This window comes from Citrobacter sp. wls708, assembly GCF_005281255.1.
In the GTDB taxonomy this organism is placed as follows: Bacteria; Pseudomonadota; Gammaproteobacteria; order Enterobacterales; family Enterobacteriaceae; genus Citrobacter; species Citrobacter werkmanii.
Map to the genome: position 1 here is coordinate 204,501 of NZ_SZXE01000043.1, position 19,061 is coordinate 223,561.

Consider the following 19,061-nt stretch of genomic DNA (forward strand, 5'->3'; position numbering starts at 1 on the left):
GCCATCCGGCGAATATCAGCCCAACAACTTCTTCGCTTCGCGGGCAACGTTGTCCATTTCATCCAGCAGCTCTAAAAACTCAGGCTCCAGCTCTTCTTCTTTGGTCCCGCTACGTAATTGTTGCTCAATGAGCTGGCACAGGTTTTTCATGCGCGGGACGCCGCTATAGCCGCAACTACCGTGCAGCTTATGAATCATATCCACCAGCCCTTCAGGGTTTTCGCCTACCAGTTGTTCTTCAATTTTGTTGCGCACCTCGGGTAGAAAATCGAGCAGCATTTGCAGCATATCCCGCGCCAGATCGTTTTTCCCCGCGGCTTGTCTTAATGCCAGTTGCCAGTCGAGCGTAGTATTCGGATTGACGACCGGCTCCGGAGGTTCAACTGCGAGCGCCCTAAGCGATGTGGCCGCGCCGGGTTTGTAGCGTAACAGGAGATTGTGCAGCTTATCTTCTTCGATAGGCTTCGCCAGGTAATCATTCATCCCGGCGCTGAGCAGCTTCTCTTTTTGCCCGGCCATCGCATGCGCGGTGACCGCAATAACTGGCGTCTGTTGTTGATGAGGCAACTGGTGGATCAGTTCGCAGGCGCGAATACCGTCCATGTCGGGCATCTGAATATCCATCAGGATCAGATCAAACGGCATCTGTTTGGCGCGATCCACCGCCTGGTGCCCGCTGTCGCAGAGTACGACGTGCTGTACCTTATCTTCCAGCAGTGCGCCGATCAGCTTGAGGTTCGCCGGGTTGTCGTCCACCGCCATAACGGTCATGGCGATTTTGCTTTCATCTGGCAATGGCTGATCCGCGCTGTAGTTCAACTGGCAATACTCTGTCAGCGCAGGCAGCAGTCGGGTTGAGGTGAGAGGCTTCAGCAGACACGCCGCCGCGCCGCCTTGTTTCAATTTCTCGGCGTTAATCTGTGCGTGACAGGGCAGGGCTAATAACAGGAAATCGGTCATCGCCGCTGCGCTTGCCAGCCGCTCATGTTGCATGGTGAGCGGTTCGCGCAACGTGACCGGAATGCCAATCAGCAGAATATCGTAGTGATCCTTCGGCAGCCCGGAGAATGAAGGGCTGTAAATCACCTCCAGCGGCGTTTCACTTAATATATCTAACGTGCATTGCGCGGCAGTGGCGTTAGGTTCGACATAAGCCAGTCGTTTACCAGCAAGGCACCGGGTTGTCGAGCGATCGATGAGAACGTTAGGGTTGAGATCGAGACTAATATGAAACCAGAAGGTGGATCCGCGGTTCGGCTGGCTATGGAAGGAGATATCCCCGCCCATTTCGTTGACCAGTTTTTGCGTAATGACCAGACCCAGTCCGGTACCGCCGTGGCGGCGGGAAATACTGGCGTCCGCCTGACGGAAGGCCTGGAACAGGCGTGACTGATCGCGCTCAGGGATTCCGATGCCGGTATCGCGGATTTGCACTTCAATTTGCACTTTCGTGTTACTGAGGGCGCGTTTCTCGACCAGAATGTCGATATTACCGCCTTCGGTAAATTTGATGGCATTGCCGACCAGATTGGTAATGACCTGCTGTAAGCGCAGCGGGTCGCCGATGACGTTGTCCGGCACATCATTCTTAATATTCAGCGTCAGCTCAAGCCCTTTATCATGGGACGAATGCGCTAACAGCGTGACGACGTCATCCAGCGTGCTGCGTAGCGGGAACGGAATGCTTTCCAGAATGAGCTTGCCCGCTTCCAGTTTGGAGAAATCGAGCACATCATTGATGATGGCCAGCAGATTGTTGGCCGATCGCTCAATCGTATTCAGGTGATCGCGTTGCGTGGTGTTAAGCTCGGTTTTCAGCGTCAGGCGCGTAAAGCCAATCACGCCATTCAGCGGGGTGCGTAGCTCGTGCGACATGTTAGCCAGAAACTCAGACTTAATTCGGGCCGCCTCCTGGGCGCGTTTTTTCGCCAGATCCAGTTCGACGTTCTGAATTTCCATCTGCTCCAGGGTTTCACGCAGGTCGGAAGTCGCCTGATCGATATTGTGCTGCATCTCTTCATGGTAGGCTGCAAGAGACATCGCCATCGAGTTGATACCGTTTTTGAGCATATCCAGCTCGCCCAGCATGAAACCTTCCACACGGCTGTCGAGCTGCCCTCTACGTATACGGTCAACGGTATTCACCATGTTGCGAATCGGGCCGGTTACGTCGCGCATCAGACGCCAGCCGAAAATTAACGCAATACCAATACAAAACAGCATCATTACGCTGGAGATAAAGATCTCTTTATATTGCTGCAGTCGAACCGACTTGAGGTCCAGTTCAAGCGCTACATACCCCAGCATATTTTGCGTATTTTTGGCGTCGCTTATGGCAGATTCATCCGGCGAATAGCTTTCCGATATAATTGGCGTTCGCAGGATCATGATATCCCCGAGCCGGGTGACGCTCAGCTTACGGGGAAACGGTGAACCGGTCGCCAGCTGCATTTCAGACGGATCGAGATGAAAATTGGAGGTGACAAACAGCCGGTTGTTCTCGTCATAGACAGAAATTGCCCGCACGATATCGGAATGGCGGCGATGCAGCACGCTGATGAGCTGGCCGATGGATTCCCTGTTTTGCAGGTTCATGCCATATTCGCTGGAGACCGCCAGTGGCTCTATGATACTGGCGCCGGCATCTTCCAGTTGACGCTGCAAGTCGTTATAGCGATGCACAACAAAAAAGATACTGAGCAGTAAACCAATCAGGACGGTCGGGGCCAGGATCAGAATCATCATGCGTGCGCGCAGGCTGTAGTTGGTCATGGAGTTCCGTTATGGGACAATTAGGGTCACACTGTTAAATAGAGAAATATCTCGTCGATGGCGCAATTCTACTCTGCAAAACGACGCGTGACGACGCGTCAGATCATAACCGTTACCGTCAATGACCTCGATTCTTTTGGTCAGGGTGTCGCTCGCCATAACGGAAAGGCGTTGTTTATACCGGAATTGCTACCCCAGGAAAGCGCAGAGGTGGTGATTACCGAAGATAAAAAACAGTTCGCCCGCGCGCAAGTAAAACGACGTTTAAACGACAGTCCACAACGTGAAGTGCCACGTTGCCCGCATTTTGGCGTCTGTGGCGGTTGCCAGCAGCAGCACGCCAGCATCCCGTTGCAGCAGCGTAGCAAAAGCGCGGCGTTAGCGCGTTTAATGAAATGTGAAGTGTCGGATGTTATCGCTGATACCCCGTGGGGCTATCGTCGTCGCGCACGTTTGAGCCTGAACTATCGGCCAAAAGAACAAAAATTGCAGATGGGTTTTCGCAAATCCGGTTCCAGCGACATTATTGATGTCAAACAATGCCCTATTCTGGTGCCCCAACTTGAAGCGCTGTTGCCCCACATCAGGGCGTGTCTGGAGAGTTTGCAAGGGTTACGTCATCTCGGTCATGTTGAGCTGGTGCAGGCAGGGAGCGGTGCGTTGATGATTTTGCGCCACACGGCGCCATTAAGTGCTGCGGATAAAGAAAAACTGGAATGCTTTTCGCATTCTCAGGGGCTGTCTTTGTTTCTGGCCCCGCAAAGCGAGATACTGGAATCAGTATCAGAAGAATCGCCCTGGTATGACTCAAATGGACTACGGTTAAGCTTCAGCCCGCGTGATTTTATTCAGGTCAATGCAGGGGTAAACCAAAAAATGGTCGCCTGTGCGCTGGAATGGCTGGATGTGCGACCTGAAGATCGCGTGCTCGATCTGTTCTGCGGTATGGGGAATTTTACTCTGCCGCTGGCTGTGCGGGCAGCAAGCGTGGTGGGGGTTGAAGGAGTACCGGCGCTGGTCGAAAAAGCCCGGGAAAACGCGCTGAATAACGGATTACACAACGTGACATTCTTTCATGAAAACCTTGAGGAGGATGTTACCCAGCAGCCGTGGGCGAAAAACGGATTCGACAAAGTATTGCTCGATCCTGCGCGTGCGGGGGCTGCCGGTGTGATGCAACATATTATAAAATTAAGCCCTGGTCGCGTTGTTTATGTATCCTGTAACCCAGCAACGCTGGCTCGTGACAGCGACGCTTTGCTCAACGCGGGATATGCCATACGGCGACTGGCAATGCTCGATATGTTCCCGCACACTGGACACCTGGAATCGATGGTCCTGTTTGAGCGTTTGTAATGAAATTTGTACCCATTGGATTTCGGGTTGTAATGCAGCGTGAAAGACAATGGGTATGGCTTGTCGACTTCGACAGGCCAGGCCCCTAAAGGAGAGGACAATGGTTGCGGTAAGAAGTGCACATATAAATAAAGCTGGTGAGTTTGATCCCAAGAAATGGATCGCGAGTCTGGGGATCTCCAGCCAGCAGTCGTGTGAACGCTTAGCCGAAACCTGGGCGTACTGCCAGCAGCAAACACAGGGACATCCTGATGCGGATTTGCTGCTATGGCGTGGCGTGGAGATGGTAGAAATACTCTCTATGTTGAGCATGGATATCGACACGCTGCGTGCGGCAATGCTATTTCCTCTGGCGGATGCCAACGTGGTCAGTGAGGACATCCTGCGCGAAAGCGTGGGTAAATCCATTGTGCATCTTATCCATGGCGTGCGCGATATGGCGGCGATACGCCAACTGAAAGCCACGCATACCGATTCAGTCTCTTCCGAGCAGGTCGATAACGTCCGCCGTATGCTGCTGGCAATGGTGGATGATTTCCGCTGCGTGGTCATCAAGCTGGCGGAGAGGATCGCGCATCTGCGTGAAGTGAAAGACGCACCGGAAGATGAACGCGTTCTGGCGGCAAAAGAGTGCACCAATATCTATGCGCCGCTGGCCAACCGTTTGGGCATCGGACAATTAAAATGGGAGCTGGAAGATTACTGCTTCCGCTACCTGCACCCGGCCGAATACAAACGCATTGCTAAGCTGCTGCACGAGCGTCGCATCGATCGCGAACACTATATTGAAGAGTTCGTTGGTCATCTGCGCTCAGAAATGAAAACGGAAGGCGTCAAAGCCGAAGTGTACGGGCGTCCGAAGCATATCTACAGCATCTGGCGTAAAATGCAGAAAAAGCAGTTAGCCTTCGATGAACTGTTCGATGTGCGCGCGGTGCGCATCGTGGCGGAGCGTCTACAGGACTGCTACGCCGCGCTCGGGATAGTACATACTCACTATCGCCATCTGCCGGATGAGTTCGATGATTACGTCGCTAATCCGAAACCCAACGGCTACCAGTCGATCCATACGGTTGTGTTGGGGCCGGGTGGAAAAACCATTGAAATCCAGATCCGCACCAAACAGATGCACGAAGATGCCGAACTGGGCGTGGCGGCGCACTGGAAGTACAAAGAAGGGACTGCGTCAGGCGCGGCGCGTTCTGGGCATGAAGACCGTATTGCGTGGCTGCGTAAGCTGATCGCCTGGCAGGAAGAGATGGCGGATTCCGGCGAAATGCTGGATGAAGTGCGCAGCCAGGTCTTCGATGACCGGGTTTACGTCTTTACGCCAAAAGGTGACGTTGTTGACTTACCTGCAGGCTCCACGCCGCTGGACTTTGCTTACCACATTCACAGTGATGTAGGGCATCGTTGCATTGGCGCGAAAATTGGTGGGCGCATCGTACCGTTTACCTACCAGTTACAGATGGGCGATCAAATTGAAATTATCACCCAGAAACAGCCAAACCCAAGCCGTGACTGGTTGAACCCTAACCTTGGCTATGTGACCACCAGCCGTGGTCGCTCGAAGATCCACGCCTGGTTCCGTAAACAGGATCGTGACAAAAACATCCTTGCGGGCCGCCAGATCCTCGACGATGAGCTTGCGCACCTGGGCATTAGCCTGAAAGAGGCGGAAAAACATCTGCTGCCGCGCTACAGCTTCAATGAACTGGATGAACTGCTGGCGGCGATTGGCGGAGGAGACATCCGTCTCAACCAGATGGTGAACTTCCTGCAGGCGCAGTTTAATAAGCCCAGCGCTGCCGAGCAGGATGCAGCCGCGCTGAAACAGCTTCAGCAGAAAACCCAGGCGCCGCAGAGTCGCCGTAAAGACGATGGTCGCGTCGTGGTGGAAGGGGTCGGTAACCTGATGCACCACATCGCGCGCTGCTGCCAGCCGATTCCTGGCGATGAAATCGTTGGGTTTATCACCCAGGGGCGCGGTATTTCCGTGCACCGGGCCGATTGCGAACAGTTGGCAGAGCTGCGTTCACATGCGCCGGAGCGGATTGTTGATGCGGTTTGGGGCGAAAGCTACTCGGCGGGATATTCGCTTGTGGTTCGCGTACAGGCCAACGATCGCAGCGGTTTATTGCGTGATATCACCACCATTCTTGCCAACGAGAAAGTGAACGTGCTGGGGGTTGCCAGCCGGAGCGATACCAAACAACAGTTGGCCACCATCGATATGACCATCGAAATCTATAACCTGCAGGTGCTCGGACGCGTGCTTGGCAAGCTGAACCAGGTGCCGGATGTGATCGACGCGCGGCGGTTGCACGGTAATTAATTATTTTGTAGGCCGGATAATCTTGTAGGCCTGATAAAACGCGTTAGCGTTGCCATCAGGCATTGCCATGTTGCCGGATGTCGGCTATCGCCTTATCCGGCCTACCGTATTGAAATTTCAGGATTTTCACATGAACCAAATCGATCGACTGCTCGGTATTATGCAGCGCTTGCGCGACCCGGAAAACGGCTGTCCGTGGGATAAAGAGCAGACATTCGCCACTATTGCCCCTTACACTCTCGAAGAAACCTATGAAGTACTGGATGCGATTGCGCGTGAAGACTTCGACGATCTGCGCGGAGAGCTCGGCGACCTGCTGTTCCAGGTGGTATTTTATGCCCAGATGGCGCAGGAAGAAGGCCGTTTTGATTTCAATGATATCTGCGCTGCCATCAGCGATAAGCTTGAACGCCGGCATCCGCATGTATTCGCTGATGTTTCTGCCAGCAACAGTACTGAAGTGCTAACCCGCTGGGAGCAAATTAAAAGCGAAGAACGCGCCGGGAAAGCACAGCATTCCGCACTCGACGATATTCCCCGCAGTTTACCGGCGTTAATGCGCGCCCAGAAAATCCAGAAACGCTGCTCTAATGTTGGCTTCGATTGGAAAACATTAGGACCAGTTGTCGACAAGGTTTATGAAGAGATCGACGAAGTCATGTTTGAGGCAAAGCAGGCTGTTGTCGACCAGGCTAAACTGGAGGAGGAAATGGGCGATCTGCTGTTTGCCACAGTCAACATGGCTCGTCATCTGGGGACAAAAGCCGAGACTGCGTTACAAAAAGCGAACGAGAAATTTGAACGACGTTTTCGTGAAGTTGAGCGAATTGTCGCTGCTCGTGGTCTGGAAATGACGGGTGTTGATCTGGAAACGATGGAAGAAGTCTGGCAACAGGTAAAACGGCAGGAAATTGATCTCTAAGGGATTTCGTCGGTCAAGGGCGTTTTGTGTGATTTTTTAAATAACAAGCGCTTGATTTACGTCAAAAACATTTACCCCAAAGGGGCTATTTTCTCACTCCCGATGTTAATGTGAGCCTGGTGAAGAGGAGGGATAATGAAAGTTTGTGGCGCTCGTCATGTTCGGGTATACTACTTTCCCGTCTTGGTAATTCCATCGTTTCACCCTAACTTCTCAGGTCCAGCATGACAACGAACTATATTTTTGTGACCGGCGGGGTCGTATCCTCTCTGGGAAAAGGCATTGCCGCAGCCTCCCTCGCAGCCATTCTTGAAGCCCGTGGCCTCAACGTGACCATGATGAAACTGGATCCGTACATCAACGTCGATCCGGGTACTATGAGCCCAATCCAACACGGGGAAGTGTTCGTTACCGAAGACGGCGCTGAAACCGACCTGGACCTGGGTCACTATGAGCGTTTCATCCGTACGAAAATGAGCCGCCGCAACAACTTCACCACGGGGCGTATCTACTCTGACGTTCTGCGTAAAGAACGCCGTGGCGACTATCTGGGCGCTACTGTTCAGGTTATCCCGCATATCACCAACGCAATTAAAGAGCGCGTTCTGGAAGGCGGTGAAGGTCATGATGTTGTTCTGGTCGAAATCGGCGGAACCGTTGGGGATATCGAATCTCTGCCGTTCCTTGAAGCGATTCGCCAAATGGCCGTAGAAATTGGCCGTGAGCACACGCTGTTTATGCATCTGACGCTGGTTCCGTACATGGCGGCGGCAGGTGAAGTCAAAACGAAACCGACTCAGCACTCTGTAAAAGAGCTGCTTTCTATCGGTATTCAGCCAGATATCCTGATCTGCCGCTCCGATCGCGCAGTTCCGGCGAATGAACGTGCGAAAATTGCATTGTTCTGTAACGTTCCGGAAAAAGCGGTGATTTCTCTGAAAGATGTCGATTCCATCTATAAAATTCCGGGCCTGTTGAAATCCCAGGGCCTTGACGATTATATTTGTAAACGATTCAGCTTGAACTGTCCGGAAGCTAATCTGTCAGAATGGGAACAGGTTATCTACGAAGAAGCGAATCCGGCAGGTGAAGTGACTATCGGTATGGTCGGCAAGTACATTGAACTGCCGGACGCCTATAAGTCAGTGATTGAAGCGCTGAAACACGGTGGTCTGAAGAATCGTGTCACCGTCAACATCAAGCTGATCGATTCGCAGGATGTCGAAACGCGCGGCGTTGAGATCCTGAAAGGTCTTGATGCTATCCTGATCCCTGGCGGCTTCGGCTACCGTGGTGTTGAAGGTAAAATCGCGACGGCGCGCTTTGCGCGTGAGAACAATATTCCTTATCTGGGCATTTGCCTGGGTATGCAGGTTGCGTTGATTGAGTTTGCGCGTAACGTAGTGGGTATGGACAACGCCAACTCCACGGAATTTGTGCCAGACTGTAAGTACCCGGTGGTGGCTCTGATTACCGAATGGCGTGACGAAGACGGCAACGTCGAAGTCCGTACCGAGAAGAGCGATCTGGGTGGCACCATGCGTCTTGGCGCGCAGCAGTGTCAGCTGAGCGATGAAAGCCTGGTCCGTCAACTGTACGGCACGCCGACAATCGTTGAACGCCACCGTCACCGCTACGAAGTCAACAATATGCTGTTGAAACAGATTGAAGCTGCTGGTCTGCGTGTTGCAGGCCGTTCCGGTGATGATCAGTTGGTCGAGATCATCGAGGTACCGAATCATCCGTGGTTCGTGGCCTGTCAGTTCCACCCGGAATTTACTTCCACGCCACGTGATGGGCACCCGCTGTTTGCCGGCTTTGTGAAAGCCGCCAGTGAACATCAGAAGCGTCAGGCGAAGTAAGAAGTAAAAAGTTAGAACGGCAATGCACCCATTCGGGTGCATTGTTTGTCTGGAGTTTTAGTTTAACTTGTACTGAGGAAAACCTAATGTCCAAAATCGTTAAAATCATCGGTCGTGAAATCATCGACTCCCGTGGTAACCCGACTGTTGAAGCCGAAGTACACCTGGAAGGTGGTTTCGTTGGTATGGCAGCAGCTCCGTCAGGTGCTTCTACTGGTTCCCGCGAAGCACTGGAACTGCGCGATGGCGACAAATCCCGTTTCATGGGTAAAGGCGTACTGAAAGCTGTTGCAGCTGTTAACGGCCCAATTGCTCAGGCTCTGCTGGGTAAAGATGCTAAAGATCAGGCTGGCATCGACAAGATCATGATCGATCTGGACGGTACTGAAAACAAATCCAACTTCGGTGCAAACGCCATCCTGGCTGTGTCCCTGGCGAACGCCAAAGCAGCAGCTGCTGCTAAAGGCCTGCCGCTGTATGCGCACATCGCTGAACTGAACGGTACTCCGGGCAAATACTCCATGCCGGTTCCGATGATGAACATCATCAACGGTGGTGAGCACGCTGACAACAACGTCGACATCCAGGAGTTCATGATTCAGCCGGTTGGCGCTAAGACTCTGAAAGAAGCCGTACGTATGGGTTCTGAAGTGTTCCACAACCTGGCTAAAGTTCTGAAAGCTAAAGGTATGAACACTGCAGTTGGTGACGAAGGCGGCTACGCGCCGAACCTGGGCTCCAACGCTGAAGCTCTGGCTGTAATCGCTGAAGCGGTTAAAGCAGCTGGCTACGAGCTGGGCAAAGACATCACTCTGGCGATGGACTGTGCAGCTTCTGAATTCTACAAAGACGGTAAATACGTTCTGGCTGGCGAAGGCAACAAAGCGTTCACCTCCGAAGAATTCACCCACTTCCTGGAAGAACTGACCAAACAGTACCCGATCGTGTCCATCGAAGATGGTCTGGACGAGTCTGACTGGGACGGTTTCGCATACCAGACTAAAGTTCTGGGCGACAAAATCCAGCTGGTTGGTGACGATCTGTTCGTAACCAACACCAAAATCCTGAAAGAAGGCATCGAAAAAGGCATCGTTAACTCCATCCTGATCAAATTCAACCAGATCGGTTCTCTGACCGAAACTCTGGCTGCGATCAAAATGGCGAAAGACGCTGGCTACACCGCTGTCATCTCTCACCGTTCTGGCGAAACTGAAGACGCTACCATCGCTGACCTGGCTGTTGGTACCGCTGCAGGCCAGATCAAAACCGGTTCTATGAGCCGTTCTGACCGCGTAGCTAAGTACAACCAGCTGATTCGTATCGAAGAAGCGCTGGGCGAACAAGCTCCGTACAACGGTCGTAAAGAGATCAAAGGTCAGGCGTAATCCTGTTCTTTAACTCTTAACGTAAAAACCCGCTGCGGCGGGTTTTTTTATGCCTTTAAAGTAGTAGTGGTAAGGTCGCACTCGCCGTTTGCTGGCTCACATCGCTGTACTTTTCATCCAGTCCAATCAGCGACGTGGTGAGCAGTTCCACTAACAGCATGACACCCACCTTGGCGTTTAGCGCGCCGGCGCTCAACGGACCTTCTGGTTTGGCTGCGACCAGTTGAATATCACTCAGCGAAGCCAGCGGACTGCGTGGTGTATTACTCAGCGCCAGTACGCGTACGCCTTGCTTACGCGCCAGCTTTACGACATGCAGCAGATCGCGCGTGGATCCCGAACTGGATATCGCCACTACCAGCGTATCTTTGCTTAGCGTTGTAGCGTTCATAGCAGCACGGTGCATGTCGCTGAACAATTGCGCGGGTTTGCCGAGGCGCAGGAGTTTGTAATGTAAATATTCCCCCAGAATAGCGCTGGCCGCTACGCCATAAATTTGTACCGACTGAGCCTGATGCAGCGCCAGAGCGGCTGCTTCCAGTAATGTTCTGTCGAGTAATTTTGCCGTGTCCTGCAGCGCTTGCACGGATTCATTGACCACATTGTCAATCTCATCACCGCTGTGCTCTACCGGCTCTCCTTGCCGGAGGTCGAGTGCCAGCGCCATCTTAAATTCGTTATAGCCCTTACACCCCAGCGTACGGCACAAACGCGTGACGCTCGCCTCGCTGGTGTCGCTTTCACGCGCCAGTTCGGTAATCGTCAGATAGACCACTCTTGCCGGATCGCTAAGCACAAACTCTCCCAGCTTTTGTTGAGTTCGACTATATCCATCAACGCCCTGGCGCAATCTCAGCAGCAGGTTTTCATTTTCTGACATGCAAAATCCTTAATGCGTTTCTCTGCCGATAGTGTGGCGGAAAGCAGGGGAGAGATGCCAGTCATTTTAAAAAAGTATGATCGGCGTCCTGGTTTTTGATGGTAATTTTCATTTTTAAAAATAATTATGGTAAAAATTTTCATCAATGATCGGGGAGATGAAAAAATGATGCAAATATTTAGCGGCGCTTCGTCAGGCGCATGGTTTGAAAAAGCGCAGCGGTTCGGCAAATCGTTCATGCTGCCGATTGCGGTATTGCCCGCAGCGGGGTTGTTGTTGGGGATTGGTGGGGCTTTGTCGAATCCCAATACGCTGACGGCCTACCCATTCTTGAATGTCGACTGGCTGCAGGCAATCTTCACGATCATGACCAGCGCGGGTTCTATCGTGTTTGCCAACCTGTCGGTGCTTTTTGCGGTTGGTGTTGCCGTGGGACTGGCGAAAACGGATAAAGGCACGGCGGGCCTTGCGGCATTGCTGGCTTTTCTGGTGATGAATGCCACCATCAATGCTTTGTTAACGCTCAACGGAACGCTGGCGCACGAGAATCCAGGTGCTGTGGGCCAGGGAATGACGCTGGGCATTCAGACGCTGGAAACGGGCGTTTTTGGTGGGGTCGTGATTGGTCTGGTCACCTGCGCGCTGCATAGCCGTTTCAATAAAGTCTCACTCCCTCAGTTTCTTGGCTTTTTCAGTGGTTCGCGTTTTGTACCGATTATCAGCTCGCTTGCCGCGATTGTGGTGGGGGCGATCATGACGGTGGTGTGGCCGCATTTCCAGAAGCTCATTTTTGGACTGGGCGGTCTGGTGGATGCGACGGGCTATCTGGGGACGCTACTGTACGGTTTCATTCTGCGTATGCTTGGCCCACTGGGTTTACACCATATCTTTTATTTGCCGTTCTGGACAACGGCGCTGGGCGGGAGCGAAATCGTCAACGGTCAACTGGTCGAAGGCACCCAGCGTATTTTCTTTGCCCAACTTGCCGATCCGAATACGCAGCAGTTTTATGCCGGTACCTCGCGCTTTATGTCCGGGCGCTTTATCACCATGATGTTTGGCCTGCTTGGCGCATGCCTGGCGATGTACCACACGGCAAAACCGGAGAACAGAAAGCTTGTCGCCGGACTGCTGTTGTCGGCGGCTCTGACCTCTTTCCTGACCGGCATCACTGAGCCTATTGAGTTCTCCTTCCTGTTTGTGGCTCCGGTGTTATATGTCATTCACGCCTTCTTCGATGGTCTGGCGTTTATGATGGCGCATATTTTACATATCACTATTGGGCAAACCTTTTCGGGTGGACTGATCGATTTCCTCCTCTTCGGCGTGCTACAGGGGGAAGCGAAAACCAACTGGATGTACGTCCCTCTGGTTGGGGTGCCGTGGTTCTTTCTTTACTACTTCACTTTCCGTTATTTGATTAACCGCTTTAACTGGCTGACGCCGGGGCGTGAGAGCGCTGCCCAGGTGGAGTCCGGTCTGCCTCAGAGCGAACGCGCAGCGGCAGTCATCGCCGGGCTGGGAGGCAAAGAGAATCTGGAAGAGGTGGACTGTTGCGCCACACGCTTACGCGTGACGGTGAAAGAGAGCAGCAAGGTTGATGAAGCTGCGCTGAAAGCGACCGGAGCGCGCGGCGTAATTATTCGCGGCAACGGTGTTCAGGTGATTTATGGCCCGCATGTCACCATCATTAAAAATGAAGTCGAAGAGATCTTATCGTGATGAAAACTGTACTGGATTCCCTGAAAGGTAAATTAATTGTCTCCTGCCAGGCGCTGGAAAATGAACCCCTGCACAGCCCGTTTATTATGTCGCGTATGGCGCTGGCGGCAGCGCAGGGCGGTGCGGCAGGTATCCGTGCGAACAGCGTGGTAGATATTCGCGCGATCAAAGAGAGCGTCTCCCTGCCGGTAATAGGGATTATCAAGCGCGATTATCCGGGCAGCGATGTATTTATCACGGCCACCCTGCAGGAAGTGGATGAACTGATGACCGTTGAGCCGGAAATTATTGCTCTGGATGCGACAGCGCGACCGCGCCCCGGTAGGCAAACGCTGGAAGAGCTGGTCACGCAAATCCGCGCCCGCTACCCGTCCGTACTGCTGATGGCGGATATCGCCACCGTCGATGAGGCGGTAACAGCCGAGCGGCTGGGTTTTGACTGCGTGGGCACCACGCTCTATGGCTATACCGCCGACACTGCCGGGCATGTGCTGGCGGAAAACGACTGCGGTTTTTTACGTGAGGTGTTGGCGGCGGTCACCATACCGGTTGTGGCGGAAGGTAACGTCGATACCCCGGAACGCGCCGCACGTTGCCTGGCATTAGGCGCGCATACCGTGGTGGTTGGAGGCGCTATCACGCGTCCGCAGCAGATAACGGCACGCTTTGTCGCGGCGATCGCCTCGTAAAGCATCGATGGGGCATGATACTTTGGCGGGGATCTGCGATAATTAGCGTTTATCCCCATATTGAGAACGCTATGCAGTACCCGATTAACGAGATGTTCCAGACCCTGCAAGGTGAGGGTTACTTTACCGGCGTCCCCGCCATTTTTATTCGTTTACAGGGATGCCCGGTTGGCTGTGCCTGGTGCGATACCAAACACACCTGGGATAAGCTTGAGGATCGGGAAGTCTCCCTGTACAGCATCCTGGCTAAAACGAAAGAGAGCGATAAGTGGGGCGCGGCGAGCAGCGAAGATTTGCTGGCTGTTATTCAGCGTCAGAGCTATACCGCCCGTCACGTGGTGATCACCGGCGGTGAGCCCTGCATTCATGACCTGATGCCGCTGACTGACCTGCTGGAAAAGAACGGCTTTAGCTGCCAGATTGAAACCAGCGGTACCCACGAAGTACGCTGTACGCCGAATACCTGGGTGACCGTATCGCCGAAGGTGAATATGCGCGGTGGTTATGATGTGCTGTCACAGGCGCTGGAGCGCGCGAATGAAATCAAACATCCGGTCGGCCGCGTTCGCGATATTGAAGCGCTGGATGAACTGCTGGCAACGTTGAGCGATGATAAGCCGCGAATTATTGCCTTACAGCCAATCAGCCAGAAAGAAGACGCGACGCGTCTGTGCATTGATACCTGTATCGCGCGTAACTGGCGTCTGTCGATGCAGACCCATAAATACCTGAATATTGCCTGATAAATTTTGCCGGGTGGGCTTCGCATCGCCATCCGGCAAAGTCACAATCACTCGCCGCGATACACGCAACCCGCTGTGCAGGTCTCTTTTACCATCACTGCGCTCAGCAGAGGGACAACCGGTTTTACCTGCTCCCAAATCCATTTTGCCAGCACTTCGCTGGTTGGGTTTTCTAAGCCTGGAATATCGTTCAGATAGTAGTGATCAAGTCTGTCATAAGTCGGCTTAAACGCCGCCTTTAACTCTGCGAAATCCATGATCCAACCGGTATGCGGATCGACTTCACCGGTAATTTCAAGACGCACCATAAATGAGTGACCATGTAGGCGACCACACTTATGCCCTTCCGGTACATGCGGCAGGCGGTGAGCGGCTTCGAAGGTGAAATCTTTAAACAAGGTGGTGGACATTTTTTACTCTCAAGAATGCGAAAAACCGCCGTAGGGTACCGTAAAGAGCAAATTTTATCATTAGTTAAAAGGGCGCAGAGTATCAGAACAATCCATTCATAAAGATAATGTTCAATAACTATTTATATATCAAATGCTTATTAAATCGATTTCGCTGTTAATAACTATAACTAAAACAGGTTAGTTCATTTGGTTATTTGTTATTTCTATCCCTTCTTTAGTTGTTACTATGCCCGCCGTTAACCTAATACTCGTCATACTTCGAGCTGCATGTGTGTTGGCTTCACTCTCTTATCCCAGTCACTTACTTCAGTAAGCTCCTGGGATTCGTTCACTTGCCGCCTTCATGCAACTCGAATTATTTAGAGTATTTTCATTTCTTTTTTTGGTGCCATTTGGGCACGAAAAACAGCTTTGCTTACTGGAACATGACAACGCATGACGACACAGGCCCCACCTTCCGCTCTGCTACCGCTAAACCCGGAGCAACTGGCTCGCCTTCAGGCGGCCACGACCGATTTCACTCCCGCGCAGCTTGCGTGGGTTTCTGGTTATTTTTGGGGCGTGCTGAATCAGCAGCCGGGGGCGAATGCAGCGGCTCCTGCGCCTGTTGCCGAAATGCCGGGGATTACGCTTATCTCCGCCTCGCAAACCGGCAATGCGCGTCGTGTGGCGGAAGCCCTGCGCGATGATCTGATTGCCGCGAAGCTCAATGTCACTCTGATCAATGCCGGCGACTACAAATTCAAACAAATCGCCAATGAAAAGTTGCTGGTTGTGGTGGCATCGACTCAGGGAGAAGGAGAACCAGCGGAAGAAGCTGTGGCGTTACATAAATTCCTGTTCTCGAAAAAAGCGCCGAAACTCGATAACACTGCTTTCGCCGTGTTTGCTCTCGGCGATACCTCTTACGAATTTTTCTGTCAGGCCGGTAAAGATTTCGACAGCAAGCTGGCTGAGCTGGGCGGTGAACGTCTGCTCGATCGCGTAGATGCCGACGTCGAATATCAGGCCGCTGCCGTGCAGTGGCGTGCCCGGTTGGTTGATGTACTGAAAGCGCGTGCGCCTGCAGCACCGTCTGTACAAGTTGCAGCGAGCGGTGCGGTAAATGAAGTACATACCAGCCCATACACCAAAGAAGCGCCGCTGACGGCGTCCTTGTCGGTGAGCCAGAAAATTACCGGTCGTAACTCGGAAAAAGATGTCCGTCATATCGAAATCGATCTCGGTGATTCCGGCCTGCGTTATCAGCCGGGCGACGCGCTGGGCGTGTGGTATCAGAACGATCCGGCTCTGGTGAAAGAGCTGGTTGAACTGCTGTGGCTGAAAGGGGATGAGTCGGTTACGGTGGAAGGAAAAATCCTGCCGCTGGCCGAAGCGCTGGAGTGGCATTTTGAGCTGACGGTCAACACCGCGAATATCGTGGAAAACTACGCCACGCTGACGCGCAGTGAATCGCTGCTGCCGCTGGTGGGCGATAAAGCCCAGCTTCAGCAGTATGCGGCTACCACGCCAATCGTCGATATGGTGCGTTTCTCCCCGGCACAGCTTGATGCCGAAGCATTAATCGGCCTGCTGCGTCCACTGACGCCGCGCCTGTACTCTATCGCCTCTTCACAGGCGGAAGTTGAAAGCGAAGTGCACGTGACCGTCGGCGTCGTGCGTTACGACATCGAAGGTCGTGCCCGCGCCGGTGGTGCCTCCAGCTTTCTCGCCGACCGTGTGGAAGAGGAAGGGGAAGTGCGCGTGTTCATCGAGCACAACGACAATTTCCGCCTGCCGGCTAACCCGCAGACCCCGGTGATTATGATTGGTCCGGGTACCGGTATCGCGCCGTTCCGCGCCTTTATGCAGCAGCGCGCCGCCGACGGTGCGGAAGGCAAGAACTGGCTGTTCTTCGGTAACCCGCATTTCACCGAAGACTTCCTGTACCAGGTCGAGTGGCAGCGCTACGTAAAAGAAGGCGTGCTGAGCCGTATCGATCTGGCCTGGTCCCGCGATCAAAAAGAAAAAATCTACGTACAAGACAAACTGCGCGAACAGGGCGCAGAGCTGTGGCGCTGGATCAATGACGGTGCCCACATTTATGTCTGCGGCGACGCTAATCGCATGGCGAAAGACGTTGAGCAGGCGTTGCTGGAAGTGATTGCTGAGTTCGGTGCAATGGACATCGAAGCGGCGGATGAATTTTTAAGTGAGCTGCGCGTTGAGCGCCGTTATCAGCGAGATGTCTACTAATGAGCGAAAAATACCCAGGGCCTTTAGTGGTCGAAGGCAAACTGACTGACGCCGAGCGCATGAAGCGTGAAAGTAATTTCCTGCGCGGCACCATCGCGGAAGACCTGAATGACGGTCTGACCGGCGGTTTTCACGGCGATAATTTCCTGCTGATTCGTTTCCATGGCATGTACCAGCAGGATGACCGCGACATTCGCGCCGAGCGCGCCGAGCAGAAGCTGGAGCCGCGCCATGCGATGTTGCTGCGCTGTCGTCTGCCGGGCGGGGTGATCACCACTACCCAGTGGAAGGCCATCGATAAATTCGCCGCTGACAACACGATTTACGGCAGCATCCGTCTGACCAACCGTCAGACCTTCCAGTTCCACGGCATTCTGAAGAAGAACGTCAAGCCGGTGCATCAGATGTTGCACTCCGTCGGGCTGGACGCGCTGGCGACCGCCAACGACATGAACCGTAACGTGCTGTGCACCTCCAACCCGTATGAGTCCGAGCTGCACGCCGAGGCCTACGAGTGGGCGAAAAAGATCTCTGAACATCTGCTGCCGCGCACCCGCGCCTATGCGGAGATCTGGCTCGATCAGGAGAAGGTCGCCACCACCGACGAAGAACCGATCCTCGGCGCGACTTATCTGCCGCGTAAATTTAAAACCACGGTGGTGATCCCGCCGCAGAACGATATCGATCTGCACGCCAACGACATGAACTTCGTGGCGATTGCCGAAAACGGCAAGCTGGTGGGCTTTAACCTGTTGGTCGGCGGTGGTCTGTCTATTGAGCACGGTAATAAGAAAACCTACGCGCGTACGGCAAGCGAGTTCGGCTTCCTGCCGCTGGAGCATACCCTGGCCGTGGCCGAAGCGGTGGTGACGACCCAGCGTGACTGGGGTAACCGTACCGACCGTAAAAACGCGAAAACCAAATATACCCTGGAGCGCGTCGGTATCGACACCTTTAAGGAAGAGGTTGAGCGCCGCGCGGGGATCAAGTTTGAGCCGATCCGCCCGTATGAGTTCACCGGTCGTGGCGATCGCATCGGTTGGGTGAAAGGGATCGACAACAACTGGCACCTGACGCTGTTTATCGAAAACGGTCGTATCCTGGATTATCCTGGACGTCCGCTGAAAACCGGTTTACTGGAGATCGCGAAGATCCACAAAGGCGATTTCCGCATCACCGCTAACCAGAACCTGATTATTGCCAGCGTGCCGGAAAGCCAGAAAGCGAAGATCGAGAAGCTGGCGCGCGACCACGGGTTGATGAATGCGGTGAAACCGCAGCGTGAAAACTCGATGGCCTGCGTGTCGTTCCCGACCTGTCCGCTGGCGATGGCGGAGGCCGAGCGTTTCCTGCCGTCGTTTACGGACAAAGTGGAAGCGATTCTGGAAAAACACGGCATTCCTGACGAGCATATCGTGATGCGCGTGACCGGCTGCCCGAACGGCTGTGGCCGCGCGATGCTGGCGGAGCTGGGTCTGGTGGGCAAAGCCCCGGGGCGTTACAACGTGCATCTGGGCGGCAACCGCATGGGAACACGTATTCCGCGTATGTATCGCGAAAATATTACGGAAGCGGAAATTCTCGATTCCATTGACGAACTGGTTGGGCGCTGGGCGAAAGAGCGCGAAGCGGGTGAAGGCTTCGGCGATTTTACGGTGCGTGCGGGCATCATTCGCCCGGTGCTCGATCCAGCACGTGATTTCTGGGAATAAGTTCCCTTTGCCTGGTGACACGACGGTTTTGTAGG

13 protein-coding genes are annotated in these 19,061 nt (G+C 53.5%); 10 read left to right on the top strand and 3 right to left on the bottom strand.

The window, feature by feature from the left end:
* Window positions 1-15: 15 nt before the first annotated feature.
* The gene (barA, locus tag FDW97_RS22235; RefSeq protein ID WP_038633206.1) at window positions 16-2,772 is read right to left on the bottom strand and encodes a two-component sensor histidine kinase BarA; all 2,757 of its coding nucleotides are present in this window, start codon (window positions 2,770-2,772) and stop codon (window positions 16-18) included.
* Between the two features lie 57 nt (window positions 2,773-2,829).
* Here barA and rlmD point away from each other — a divergent pair, with 57 nt between their 5' ends.
* The 5 genes from rlmD (at window position 2,830) to eno (ending at window position 10,632) form a co-directional block, all read left to right on the top strand.
* Complete coding sequence (rlmD, locus tag FDW97_RS22240; RefSeq protein WP_137351636.1) at window positions 2,830-4,128, top strand: 23S rRNA (uracil(1939)-C(5))-methyltransferase RlmD; 1,299 nt, start codon at window positions 2,830-2,832, stop codon at window positions 4,126-4,128.
* A 100-nt stretch (window positions 4,129-4,228) separates the two neighbouring features.
* Entirely contained in the window at window positions 4,229-6,463 is a 2,235-nt protein-coding gene (gene relA, locus FDW97_RS22245) for a GTP diphosphokinase (protein ID WP_042310708.1), read from the top strand.
* 130 nt (window positions 6,464-6,593) lie between these two features.
* Window positions 6,594-7,385, top strand: coding sequence for a nucleoside triphosphate pyrophosphohydrolase (gene mazG / locus FDW97_RS22250; protein WP_085048930.1), 792 nt, complete (start codon window positions 6,594-6,596; stop codon window positions 7,383-7,385).
* 224 nt (window positions 7,386-7,609) lie between these two features.
* Window positions 7,610-9,247 carry a glutamine hydrolyzing CTP synthase gene (pyrG, locus tag FDW97_RS22255; protein ID WP_005130912.1) on the top strand — a complete coding sequence of 546 codons (1,638 nt, stop codon included), beginning with the start codon at window positions 7,610-7,612 and terminating at the stop codon, window positions 9,245-9,247.
* An 86-nt stretch (window positions 9,248-9,333) separates the two neighbouring features.
* A complete protein-coding gene (eno, locus tag FDW97_RS22260) occupies window positions 9,334-10,632 on the top strand; it encodes a phosphopyruvate hydratase (RefSeq protein ID WP_003034129.1) in 1,299 nt (432 codons plus the stop codon).
* Between the two features lie 55 nt (window positions 10,633-10,687).
* Here the strand turns inward: eno and FDW97_RS22265 are convergent, their stop codons facing one another.
* Window positions 10,688-11,512, bottom strand: a complete 825-nt coding sequence (locus FDW97_RS22265) for a MurR/RpiR family transcriptional regulator (protein WP_087856940.1) — start codon at window positions 11,510-11,512, stop codon at window positions 10,688-10,690.
* 165 nt (window positions 11,513-11,677) lie between these two features.
* On the opposite strand from FDW97_RS22265, the gene FDW97_RS22270 reads away from it, so the two are divergent.
* The 3 genes from FDW97_RS22270 to queE all read left to right on the top strand — a co-directional run bounded on the left by FDW97_RS22270 (window position 11,678) and on the right by queE (window position 14,666).
* The gene (locus FDW97_RS22270) at window positions 11,678-13,234 is read left to right on the top strand and encodes a maltose/glucose-specific PTS transporter subunit IIC (RefSeq protein ID WP_085048931.1); all 1,557 of its coding nucleotides are present in this window, start codon (window positions 11,678-11,680) and stop codon (window positions 13,232-13,234) included.
* Window positions 13,234-13,923 (top strand): N-acetylmannosamine-6-phosphate 2-epimerase, encoded by a 690-nt coding sequence (locus tag FDW97_RS22275; protein WP_137351691.1) that lies wholly within the window; start codon window positions 13,234-13,236, stop codon window positions 13,921-13,923. Before FDW97_RS22270 ends, FDW97_RS22275 begins: the two co-directional genes overlap by 1 nt.
* 71 nt (window positions 13,924-13,994) lie before the next feature.
* On the top strand, window positions 13,995-14,666 hold the full coding sequence (gene queE / locus FDW97_RS22280; protein ID WP_038633185.1) for a 7-carboxy-7-deazaguanine synthase QueE: 672 nt from the start codon (window positions 13,995-13,997) through the stop codon (window positions 14,664-14,666).
* A gap of 47 nt (window positions 14,667-14,713) precedes the next feature.
* On the opposite strand, the gene queD is transcribed toward queE, so the two are convergent.
* The gene (queD, locus tag FDW97_RS22285) at window positions 14,714-15,076 is read right to left on the bottom strand and encodes a 6-carboxytetrahydropterin synthase QueD (RefSeq protein ID WP_137351637.1); all 363 of its coding nucleotides are present in this window, start codon (window positions 15,074-15,076) and stop codon (window positions 14,714-14,716) included.
* A gap of 438 nt (window positions 15,077-15,514) precedes the next feature.
* On the opposite strand from queD, the gene cysJ reads away from it, so the two are divergent.
* Both cysJ and cysI read left to right on the top strand, forming a co-directional pair.
* Window positions 15,515-17,314, top strand: a complete 1,800-nt coding sequence (gene cysJ, locus FDW97_RS22290; protein WP_137351638.1) for an NADPH-dependent assimilatory sulfite reductase flavoprotein subunit — start codon at window positions 15,515-15,517, stop codon at window positions 17,312-17,314.
* Window positions 17,314-19,026, top strand: a complete 1,713-nt coding sequence (gene cysI, locus FDW97_RS22295) for an assimilatory sulfite reductase (NADPH) hemoprotein subunit (RefSeq protein WP_069324551.1) — start codon at window positions 17,314-17,316, stop codon at window positions 19,024-19,026. The genes cysJ and cysI overlap by 1 nt, the downstream gene beginning before the upstream one ends.
* Window positions 19,027-19,061 lie beyond the last annotated feature (35 nt).